The sequence below is a fragment of the Odoribacter splanchnicus DSM 20712 genome (assembly GCF_000190535.1).
GTDB classification, from domain to species: domain Bacteria; phylum Bacteroidota; class Bacteroidia; order Bacteroidales; family Marinifilaceae; genus Odoribacter; species Odoribacter splanchnicus.
This window is the reverse complement of the sequence record NC_015160.1, coordinates 699617-710887: the sequence shown is the minus strand read 5'-3', so window position 1 is coordinate 710887 and position 11271 is coordinate 699617. Positions and strand designations below refer to the sequence as shown.

General features: G+C 42.8%; 12 protein-coding genes. 2 read left to right on the top strand and 10 right to left on the bottom strand.

What is annotated here, in order from left to right; translation table 11 throughout:
• Window positions 1–13 precede the first annotated feature (13 nt).
• The 4 genes from ODOSP_RS02975 to guaA form a co-directional block, all read right to left on the bottom strand.
• Window positions 14–439: a MarR family winged helix-turn-helix transcriptional regulator gene (locus ODOSP_RS02975; protein WP_013610929.1), complete on the bottom strand. Its 426-nt coding sequence runs from the start codon at window positions 437–439 to the stop codon at window positions 14–16.
• 86 nt (window positions 440–525) lie between these two features.
• The gene (locus ODOSP_RS02970; RefSeq protein ID WP_013610928.1) at window positions 526–861 is read right to left on the bottom strand and encodes a DUF1904 family protein; all 336 of its coding nucleotides are present in this window, start codon (window positions 859–861) and stop codon (window positions 526–528) included.
• 32 nt (window positions 862–893) lie between these two features.
• Window positions 894–1922, bottom strand: a complete 1029-nt coding sequence (locus tag ODOSP_RS02965; protein ID WP_013610927.1) for a DHH family phosphoesterase — start codon at window positions 1920–1922, stop codon at window positions 894–896.
• A 228-nt stretch (window positions 1923–2150) separates the two neighbouring features.
• A complete protein-coding gene (guaA, locus tag ODOSP_RS02960) occupies window positions 2151–3680 on the bottom strand; it encodes a glutamine-hydrolyzing GMP synthase (protein WP_013610926.1) in 1530 nt (509 codons plus the stop codon).
• A gap of 199 nt (window positions 3681–3879) precedes the next feature.
• On the opposite strand from guaA, the gene ODOSP_RS02955 reads away from it, so the two are divergent.
• Window positions 3880–4671: a patatin-like phospholipase family protein gene (locus tag ODOSP_RS02955; RefSeq protein WP_013610925.1), complete on the top strand. Its 792-nt coding sequence runs from the start codon at window positions 3880–3882 to the stop codon at window positions 4669–4671.
• A 21-nt stretch (window positions 4672–4692) separates the two neighbouring features.
• Here the strand turns inward: ODOSP_RS02955 and ODOSP_RS02950 are convergent, their stop codons facing one another.
• The 6 genes from ODOSP_RS02950 to argS all read right to left on the bottom strand — a co-directional run bounded on the left by ODOSP_RS02950 (window position 4693) and on the right by argS (window position 10138).
• Entirely contained in the window at window positions 4693–6051 is a 1359-nt protein-coding gene (locus ODOSP_RS02950) for an MATE family efflux transporter (protein ID WP_013610924.1), read from the bottom strand.
• A 19-nt stretch (window positions 6052–6070) separates the two neighbouring features.
• The gene (locus tag ODOSP_RS02945; RefSeq protein ID WP_013610923.1) at window positions 6071–6844 is read right to left on the bottom strand and encodes an inositol monophosphatase family protein; all 774 of its coding nucleotides are present in this window, start codon (window positions 6842–6844) and stop codon (window positions 6071–6073) included.
• A 33-nt stretch (window positions 6845–6877) separates the two neighbouring features.
• Window positions 6878–7135, bottom strand: a complete 258-nt coding sequence (locus ODOSP_RS02940) for a TIGR03905 family TSCPD domain-containing protein (protein ID WP_013610922.1) — start codon at window positions 7133–7135, stop codon at window positions 6878–6880.
• 36 nt (window positions 7136–7171) lie between these two features.
• Window positions 7172–7414 (bottom strand): putative signal transducing protein, encoded by a 243-nt coding sequence (locus ODOSP_RS02935; RefSeq protein ID WP_013610921.1) that lies wholly within the window; start codon window positions 7412–7414, stop codon window positions 7172–7174.
• Between the two features lie 82 nt (window positions 7415–7496).
• Window positions 7497–8333, bottom strand: a complete 837-nt coding sequence (locus ODOSP_RS02930; protein ID WP_013610920.1) for a histidinol-phosphatase — start codon at window positions 8331–8333, stop codon at window positions 7497–7499.
• 14 nt (window positions 8334–8347) lie between these two features.
• Window positions 8348–10138, bottom strand: coding sequence for an arginine--tRNA ligase (gene argS / locus ODOSP_RS02925; protein ID WP_013610919.1), 1791 nt, complete (start codon window positions 10136–10138; stop codon window positions 8348–8350).
• 248 nt (window positions 10139–10386) lie between these two features.
• Here argS and ODOSP_RS02920 point away from each other — a divergent pair, with 248 nt between their 5' ends.
• Complete coding sequence (locus ODOSP_RS02920) at window positions 10387–11223, top strand: mechanosensitive ion channel family protein (RefSeq protein ID WP_013610918.1); 837 nt, start codon at window positions 10387–10389, stop codon at window positions 11221–11223.
• Window positions 11224–11271: the final 48 nt, after the last annotated feature.

The window sequence follows — 11271 nt, the reverse complement described above, 5'->3', positions numbered from 1 at the left end:
AACGGATATGACGTTAGCCCATCATATCCGTTAATTTCTTCAACACCCAAACACAAGATTTAATTTCCTGCGGAGCAATGGTAAAAGTCAGGTCAGCATGTACCTGCTCTTCGATATTGGTCAAAACCTTTTTGGCCTCTATGCCTTTTTCGGTCAGGACCACAAAATTATTCCGCTTATCTTCCTGACACATTTTCCGCTGCACAAACCCACGTTTCGTCAGGGTATTCAATAGTTTCGTCACATTGTATTTATCTTTCTGAAGCCTCTTGGAAATAGTTTGCTGATTCACGTGATCTTCCGCCCAGAGCACCTGTAATAATTCATATTGTTCCCTGCTCAAATCGAATCCGGCTTTCAAAAACTCACGATTTAAAGTTTTGGTATATCCCCGCTCAGCTTTACTGAGATAAGAGACTAATTCTCTGACATCATCCATAGTTTATGTTGCGTTTTATACTATACGCAAACATAAGCATTCTTTTTATATTTCACACCAAATCGGCCCGTTTTTTATCAACATATTTATTTCAGACAGGCTCCATTTTCATAATAATTCTCAGGAGTCAGGTAACGAAAATATACATCCGAATTCTGATATCCGGCGGCCATCAGACATTCATAAATGACTTTCGCAACTTCGTGTTGTACCTCCGGAGGCCGTTCAAAATAATCTACTTCTACATAAGGCCAATCATTACCGCTCTTAATGGTTACATCTTCGACCACGCTGGAATGAATCAGCTCGAACACGATATGTTCACGCGGGCATCCGATCGTCTCTTGTAGCCGGTCTGCCATCCGACGACTCACACCTGCCATCCGGGAAGCTTCTACAAAATGAAATTTAAAAAAAGGCATAACAATAAAAGTTTTTAGTAGAATATGAATATTTAAATACCGCTGTTTTTTAGTTGTTCGAAAAACCAGGGAATCGTTTCTTTTACCTTTCTCACCACTTCTGCCAGCGGCAAATCCATCTGTCCTCCGGCAGCATTCAAATGACCTCCCCCATTGAAAAAAGCCTTAGCCCATTCATTGACCGGCACATTTCCCTTAGAACGAAAAGATAATTTTACCCTTTCCCTGCGTTCCGTGATTTGTACCGATACACAGACATTGTGAACAGAGAGCGGAATATTGACCAACCCTTCCAAGTCTCCGTCTTTGTAATTATAGCGGTCTAATTCTTCCCGGGTAATCGGCATAATAGCCACCGGATATTGTTCATTCACCTCCAGTTTATTGAGTAAAACATTTCCAATCAGACGCAGACGGGATAAATTGTTCATTTGATAAATCCGTTCATGGATATAAGCTTTATCCAATCCCGCTTCCAACAGGTCTGCGATAATCCGATAGGTCTGCGGATGAGAAGAATTATGACTCAATCCTCCCGTATCGGTATTAATGCCGGTGTACAAAGCGCCGGCGATATCCGGAGTAACGATCTCCTTTCCCCAAATCTGTGACATGACGATATAGAGTAGTTCACAAGTCGAAGAAACCTGAGTATCGGAGATTACGTATTGTTGCGGATCGGGATCCGGATGATGGTCGATGATTACACGCCCGGCAGGAGAAGCCACCACCCAATTTTCAAGGTCACCTTCCCGGGCAACCGTATTGTGATCGAGCATAAAAATAAGGTCGGCATCGGCAAGTAAGCGTTTACATTCTTCCGGTTTTTCCTGAAAAGAAATAGCCGAAGAGATATTTTTCAAAAAACGGAGATATTCCGGAATAAAATCACAGGTCAGGATATGCCATTCTATTCCCACTTGCTGCAACACTTCAGACAAAGCCGAACAAGAGCCTGCCGCATCACCATCTGCCGAAATATGAGGAATAATCACCGTTTTTAAAGTCCCCTGCCCTAATCGTTCTTTTAATCTCCTTATTTCATCCGCATTATTTTTCATAAACCAATTGTTTTTATTTTCCTATTATACAGGAATCTACCTTTATCTCTAAAAAAATAAGCTGCCCCCAAGGACAACTTACCAGCCAGTTATTCCCACGTGATAATTTACGATCTCACGGCTTCAAAGGTAATAAAACTAAATCTATTTTTAAAATAGAATAACTCACGAGGCATAGCTCCTACCTCCGTGAGTTATAAAAAACAGTCATTAGGACTGGTTTATAGATTATTCCCACTCGATTGTTGCAGGTGGTTTTGAACTGATGTCATAAACAACACGGTTGATCCCCCGGACATTATTTATAATCCGATTGGAAACCCGGGCCAGAAATTCATAAGGCAAGTGACACCAATCGGCGGTCATGCCATCTGTCGATTCAACTGCCCGAAGCGCAACCACACTTTCATAAGTCCGCTCATCTCCCATCACACCGACACTCTGTACCGGTAGCAGCATCACTCCGGCCTGCCAGACTTTATTATACAATCCTTCTTCCTGAAGCATAGAAATAAAAATGTGATCGGCTTCTTGCAAAAGTCTTACTTTTTCGGGAGTGATCTCGCCTAAGATCCGGATAGCCAAGCCCGGACCTGGGAAAGGATGACGTTGCAGGAATTTATCCGGCAAACCAAGACTTTTTCCTACCCGGCGAACTTCATCTTTAAATAACAAACGGAGAGGTTCTACCAGTTTTAATTTCATATAATCGGGCAAACCTCCTACGTTGTGATGGGATTTAATAGTCTGTGAAGGTCCGTTTACCGAAAGCGATTCAATCACATCGGGATAGATCGTACCTTGTCCCAGCCATTTGGCATCTTCTATTTTAGAAGCTTCCTGATCGAAAACATCGATAAAAGTACTTCCGATAATTTTCCGTTTCTTTTCAGGTTCGGTGACACCTGCCAGACGTCCTAAAAACAAATCTCCGGATTCCGCTCCGACCACATTCAGTCCTAACTCTTTATAATTCTCCAGAACCGTTTTATATTCGTCTTTTCTCAGCAAACCATTATCAACAAAGATACAGGTCAGATTTTTACCAACAGCCCGATGCAATAACATAGCTGCTACAGTAGAATCTACCCCACCGGATAATCCCAGAATCACCCGGTCGTCTCCCAATTTCTGTTTTAATTCAGCCACTGTCGTCTCTACAAAAGAATCGGGGGTCCAGTTCTGTGAACATCCGCAGATACCCACCACAAAGTTGCGAAGCAGACAAGTTCCCTCGGTACTATGATATACTTCAGGATGGAACTGAATACCGTAAGTAATCTCGTTCTCTACCTTAAAAGCGGCATTTTTCACATCTTTGGTACTGGCAATCACCTGACAGCCTGCCGGTAATTTTTCTATCGTATCTCCATGTGACATCCATACCTGTGAATTATCGCCGATACCTTTAAACAGCTTACTTGTTTTATCGACGAAAGCTAAATTCGCCCTGCCATATTCACGTTTGTTAGAAGCCTTTACCTCTCCTCCGAAATGATGAGCCAAATACTGAGCGCCAAAACACACTCCCAATAAAGGCAACTGACCTTTTATCGCCGTCAGATCCGGCTGAGGAGCTTTATCATCCCTGACGGAAAAAGGACTTCCGGAAAGAATAACTCCTTTTACAGAGGAGTCGAGAGCCGGATAATGATTGTAAGGATAAATCTCACAATATACATTCAATTCCCGGACTCTTCTCGCAATCAACTGGGTGTACTGCGATCCGAAGTCCAATATCAAAATTTTTTCCTGCATCTTATTTGTTTTGATTTGAGGTGCAAAGATAAAAATTAAAGGTAAAAGGTAAAAAATATCTTTTCATAAATTTCAGGTTTAGAACTATTATTTAAACTGATAAGAATACTCTCAAATAAACAATTTCTTTTATATTTTTGGCCAATGAAAACCCCACCTCGGGATTTTCGTACAAATCGGTAATTAGAAACTATTATTTATGGATACAACACCTCGATATCGGTTAGGATTGGTGCTCAGCGGCGGTGGAGCCCGGGGCTTCGCCCACATCGGAGTCGTACAAGCCATGTATGAAGCAGGCCTCCGTCCCGATATCATCTCGGGCACCAGTGCCGGCTCGATTGTCGGAGCCATGATTGCCGCCGGTCATACCCCCGAAGAATGTTTGAATTTTTTCCTGGGGAAAAAAATTTTGCATTTTGCCCGTCCCACCATGTCGAAGAAAGGGATCATGATTATGAACGGTATGGAAGAACGGCTGGCAGAATTTCTGCATGTCAAGACTTTTGAAGAACTGAAAATTCCCCTGGTTATTACAGCCAGTGACATTAACGGAGCTGTACCCGTCCATTTTGAAAAGGGAGAACTTCTCCCCTGCATTATTGCTTCCTGCTCTATCCCGGTAGTCTTTACTCCCCGGGAAATCGATCATGTCGATTATGTCGACGGAGGAGTCTTTATGAATCTTCCCGTACGTCCCATACGCAAGCGTTGCGAGAAAATTATAGCCGTCGAAATCAATTCGATAGATACTTCGGAAAAAATCACCAACATGATCGGTATGGCTATCCGTTCTTTTCATCTGGGTCTGGACCGGAATACCGATATCGACCGGAATATGTGCGATGTATTCATATCCCCCCAAAATATGACCAAATACAGCATGTTCGATCTGGAACACATCAGAGAGATCTATGAAGAGGGATATCTCACAGCCAAACGTATTCTAAAAAATTCGATCTTACAGACCCGGCATCAGGTTTTGGCCTGATCGTCCGGTCAGCTTATCCTTTCAGCCTTCCGTCAACGGACATCTGAGCTCTTTCAATTTCCGGTAGACATAAATAAAGGCTGGAATCAGAAAGAGATCGGCTGCCAGCCAGGCTGTCGGATCGCCGAAACAAACTGCAATATAACCGTATACCGGTACGGCATATATGCTGACCAGGGTACGGGCTATCATTTCGGAAACTCCGGAAAGCATAGCCAGATTTGTATACCCTGCCCCCTGAATGGTGTAACGCAGGATACAAAGCAATCCCAGGAAAGGAAAGAAATAGGCAGATACGTGCAAAAACAACTCCGTATTTTTCAATATTTCCAGTTCGGTAGTATCTACAAAAAGTAAAGCCAATGTCCTCGCCCCGACCATTAAAACGACAAAGGTCAGTAAGGCGTAAATCAGCATCATCACCCCACTGGCTTTGATCCCTTGCCAGATACGTTTCGGCTTACCTGCTCCGTAATTTTGTCCGCAATAAGTCGCCATAGCGATTCCCAAACTTTCAAAAGGACAGATAAAAAACATTTTGATCCGCATAGCAGAGGTAAAAGCAGCCACACAAGCCGTTCCCAAGGCATTATTTGCACTTTGAAGCATAATACTACCGATCGCAGTGATCGAAAACTGTAATCCCATCGGTACGCCGATATTTAATAAAGTCCTTGCCAGATGCAACTGAAATTTATGCTCTTTGGCTTCCCCTTTCAGTATCTGAAAATGCCTGTACATGTATACATAACACAATAAGGCAGAAATTCCCTGAGAAAAAACAGTAGCGATCGCCGCTCCCAAAACTCCCCATTTCAATACCAGAATACAGAAAAGGTCCAGGATAATATTGAGTATAGTCGAAAAGAGCAGAAACCAAAACGGTGTCTTACTATCTCCCAATGCACGGATAATGCTGGATAGAAGATTGTACAGAAACGTACAGGGTACTCCGATAAAAGTCACCAGCAAGTAGGCATACGCACCCTCGAAGATATTCTCCGGTGTACGCATAATCCTCAAGATATCTGCACAATAGATACTGGTAATCAAAGCAATCATAACAGACATCACCAACGAAAGCTGCAAACTCACAGCCACATAACGCCGCATCATGACATAATCACGGGCACCGAACTTCTGGGCCACCGGAATACCGAAACCACAACTACACCCATTACAGAAACCCAAAATCAGGAAAATCACGGAACTACTGGCTCCGACAGCAGCCAACGCATTTATTCCCAAGAATTTTCCGACAATAGCAGCATCTACCAACGAATAAGTCTGTTGAAGCAAATTGCCCAAAAGCAAGGGCATCGTAAAATTGAAAATAAGTGGCAGCGCGGGCCCTGCTGTCATCTCTCTGGAAGTTGCCATAACTTAATTTCAAATCAAATCATTGTATTTTTTCACCCATTTTCTCAACGAGCGCCGCATTTCCTGCCAGTATAGAAATACCCCGGTTTTCCCTGAATCTGCGGACGATGCCTCCGGCTTCCTGTACAATCAAGGCTCCGGCACACATATCCCAGGGCTGTAATGCCAATTCCCAATATCCGTCCAACCAACCGGCAGCGACGCAGCATAAATCATAAGCAGCCGAGCCCATTCGTCTTATCCCCCGGATGGAAGGCAGGATTGCAGCCAGATTTGCAGCATTATTATCCGGATTTACATCTTTATCGTAAGGAAATCCTGTTCCCAAAACAGAATGAGCCAAATCCTGTTTTTCAGCAACACGGATCACTTTTCCATTGTACCGGGCTCCTCTGTCCCTGATTGCCGTATACAACTCGCCGAGATACGGCGCATAAACAACCCCCAGAATGGTTTCTTCCCGGTATTGCAACCCGATAGATACTGTAAATACAGGTAATCCCTGGCTATAATTATTCGTACCGTCCAAAGGATCGATCACCCACCGATACTCGGCAGTACCGGCATGAGCACCGCTTTCTTCGCCAAGGACTGCATGCCCGGGATAGTGCTTCTGAATCTTATCCAACAGAAAAGCTTCACTTTCTTTATCGGCTCTTGTTACCACATCGTACACATTCGATTTGGTTTGTATACCCAAATCATTTCCCCTGAAATAGGAAAGCTGTATCTTTCCAACTTCTTTCGCCCAGGCTACCGCATATTCCAATGCCTGATTTAAATCAATACTCATTTTAATTACTTCCCATTAAAAACAAAAAATCCTTTAACACCGTTCTATTTCTTTCAGCGCTTTCACCAATTGATCCGGACAGGAAGTACGTTTACTTCCACATTGTATACCTTCCAATCTTTCTATTACCTCCTCTACTTTCATTCCCCTTACCAACATCGAAATTCCTTGCAGATTTCCGCTGCATCCTCCTTCGAAACAAACTTCCCGGATCACCCCATCCTCCACGGTCAAATCAATAGCTACCGAACAAACGAGCGACGATGGTATAAAATGAATCGATTTTTTCATCGTTTAAATTATTTATATTTCCAAGCTTTTCCACAACTACGGCACTTCCAGGCCGGCCGGAATAAGGGAGAAACCTTCTTCAAGGACTTTCAGAGCTTCCTGCCAACATTCATGCCGGACGAGCAGCTTTACTCCACCGATTGCCTGTGCATGGATCCCCGTCCGGACCGTCAATTCATCCTGCATCCGGGTTTCGATCCCGGCAGATTCTAAAAAAGCCTTAGCCATATAGGCTTCCTGCGGATTTATAAAGGTTTGTACGATCACCCAACTGTCCATTGTATAGAAAGTTTGTCAGTTAAAAATCAATTCTTTTATTCGAATTTTTCCGGAACTTTCCAGGTTCATCCCTACTGATCTCTCAAGCAATCGGCACATCGATCCACTTTCCTCCCTGCAATTGTCTAACGGTATGGAATCCAGCTTCTTTCAGCGCCTGTAAAGCCTCCGCCCGCCCGGCATTGATCAAATCCGGACGGTGGGCATCAGAATTAACCAGTACCGGTATCCCCAAAGCACGAATAAAGGCAAAATGCCGGATATCCGGAAAAAAACACCCTTTACGTAAAAAAGCTTTAGTATTGATTTCCATCATGATACCTCTTTCAGCAATCAGCGTAAAGTATTCCTTCAACATATCGGTAAACCAGCCCTGCCGGAATAGATCCGGTTGACAAATCCCGGCATTATAAGAAATCTTATCGGCATGTCCGACAAAATCAAAACCTCCCGCTTCCACCATACGCATGGCTGCAACAAAATAGCGGGTGACCATCTCCTGCAAATTCCCACGAAAATGCTTTTCCAATAAATACCGGAAATTTTCAGGATCGGTATCTGTATCGATAATTTCCTCTTCGTCAGTATACACCAAATGGACTGATCCGATCCGGTAATCCAACGGTAAAGCCTGAAAATAGGAATTAGCCGGATTCTGAATTTCATTCAGATAGTCTATTTCCAAACCGGCATAGATCTCGATTTCTCCTGCATATCTCTGTTTCAACCGCCCAATTTCCTGTAAATAATCGGGCACCCGCTCTTGCGATAAAGTCCAGCACGTCTCGAAAGGAAGCGGAGCATGTGAAGATATACCGTAAGAAGTAAAGCCGGCAGCGATAGCCGACTTCACAAAATCTTCCATAGGAGCTTTTCCGTCACAAAAAGAACAATGACTATGATAATTGGTCAGATTCATACCCCATTTCCCGATCACATTCTTTCCGGCATCTCAATGCCTAACATTCCCATGGCATTTTTAATCGCCTCACCACATTGTTTAGCCAGCAACAAACGGAAATTTCTCAAAGCTTCATTTTCTTCTTTCAGAATAGAAAAATCATGGTAAAACTGATTGAATTCTTTAGCCAGGTCATAAGCGTAATTAGCCAATAATGCCGGACTATAGGTTGTCCCTGCTTCTTTCACCACGTCAGGCAATTTAGCCACCAATTTAATCAGATTCTGTTCTTTTTCCGAGAGCTGAATATGTGTATCCGCCGACAAAGGTGATGCCCCTGCGTCTGCGGCCTTACGTAATACCGACTGAATACGCGCATAAGTATATTGTATAAAAGGACCGGTATTTCCGTTAAAATCGATCGATTCTTTCGGGTTGAACATCATGGTCTTTTTGGGGTCTACTTTCAGAATAAAATATTTCAACGCCCCCAAAGCCACTTTCCGGTATACCTCTTCGGCCTCAGCTTCGGAATAGCCGTCCAATTTTCCTAATTCCTGAGAAGTTTCTCTGGCTGTATCGATCATTTCAGCCATCAGATCATCGGCATCGACAACCGTACCTTCACGGGATTTCATCTTTCCCTCAGGTAATTCAACCATTCCGTAAGACAAATGCTTAATTTTATCCGCCCAGGGGAAACCCAATTTACCACAAATCAATGAAAGTACCTGGAAATGATAATTCTGTTCATTTCCGACGACATAGATCATTTCATCCATATCGAATTCATTGAAGCGTTCGTAGGCCGTACCTATATCCTGAGTCATATAAACCGAAGTACCGTCGTCCCGTAACAGTAATTTATGATCCAGCCCGTCTCCGGTCAAGTCGGCCCAGACACTACCGGTTTCTTTCCGGTAGAGTACACCGTCAGCTAAACCTTTCAGGACAATGTCACGGCCTTTTTTATACGTTTGTGATTCGAAATATACTTTATCGAAACCCACCCCCATCAAGCGATAGGTTTCGTCGAAACCTTTCAACACCCAATCGTTCATAGTACGCCACAAACTCACGGTCTCTTCATCACCGGCTTCCCATTTACGCAGCATTTCCTGCGCTTCCAGCAAGATCGGAGCTTTTTTCTTGGCCTCTTCTTCTTCCATTCCCTCCTTTTCCATCAAAGCTTTTATTTCAGCTTTATATTCCTTATCGAAACGAACATAGTAGTCGCCGACAAAATGGTCGCCCTTCGTACCTGTAGACTCGGGAGTAGCACCATTAGCGAACTTTTTCCAGGCAATCATACTCTTACAAATATGTATTCCCCGGTCATTCACCAAATTTACCATCCTCACTTCATGTCCATTGGCTTTTTGTATCTCGGATACCGACCAACCCAACAGGTTGTTACGGATATGACCGAGATGTAAAGGTTTGTTCGTATTAGGCGAAGAATACTCGATCATGTAAGAATGCCCGCTATTTTCATGCACATATCCATACTTCGGGTCCTGAGCCACTTCGTTCAATACACCTACCCAATAAGCCGCTGAAATCTCGATATTCAAGAATCCTTTCACCACATTGTAGTCTTTAATCTCTTCAATGTGTTGTTTCAGGTAGCCCCCCAATTCTTTCCCCGTCTCTTCCGGAGATTTCTTCGAAAAACGCGTAAATGGAAAAACAACTACAGTCAAATCTCCCGCAAACTCTTTCCGGGTAGCTTGTAACTGCACTTTATCCTTATCCACATCAGCGTCATAGCACTGCTTCACAGCTTCTATCACCTTGGTGGTCAACAAACTTTCTATGCTCATAGTATTCTGACGATTAATTTTTCACAGGTTACAAAAATACAATTATTTAGCGAAACATTAAAAATGAAAGTGGAATAAAGCCTTTTACGGTTGTAATTTTTGTAAAAAAATATAAATATGATAACTTTGGAGCGTAATTTGATATGTCCCAAGGATTCAGTATACTTCAAAATACCAATAAATGAAACTCTAAAAGAAGAAAAATAAAAAATCTCTATAGTGGGTGATAAATAAAAAATCAATTAATTATGGAAAATTCTTTATCTACAATGTCTTTGGACACATTGGTCAATAAACTTATTGATCTCAGTGTTTCATTCGGTTCCAAGTTGCTGGTGGCACTTCTGGTGTTCTTCATCGGTCGTTGGATTGTAAAAAAATTAAATCGTTTAGTTATAAACATACTTACGAAACGGCATGTCGAAGCTTCATTGGCCACTTTTACCAAGAGTTTGGTGAGTATCACCCTGAATTTCACTTTAGTGATTATCATTATCAGTGTTTTAGGTATCGAGACAAGCTCATTCATCGCTTTATTTGCTTCTGCCGGTGTCGCTGTCGGTATGGCATTGAGCGGTACACTGCAAAATTTTGCCGGTGGAGTGATGATACTGCTTTTCAAACCGTTTAAAGTGGGAGATTATATCGAAGCACAAGGTCAGTCGGGAACAGTGAAAGAGATCCAGATTTTCAATACCATCATTACGACTACCGATAACAAGGTGATCATCATTCCTAACGGAGGCTTATCTACCGGAATTATGATGAACTACTCGAAAGAATCGCAACGGCGGGTCGACTGGGTATTCGGAATCGGCTACGGTGATAGCTACGAACATGCAAAAGCTGTCATTGCCCGGCTTTTAGATAATGATCCCAGAGTATTGAAAGATCCCAATTATTTTATCGCTTTAACCGCTCTTAACTCCAGTTCTGTCGACATTGTCGTTCGGGCCTGGGTAAAAGCAGAAAATTATTGGGGTGTCTTTTTCGATATGAACGAAAAAGTATACAAGACCTTTGCAGAGGAAAACCTCAATATTCCTTTCCCGCAAATGGATGTACACCTCTATAACGAAAAATAATCTTTTTACTGTCGGCAGGACTAGATCATGATCCTGCCGACAGTAAAA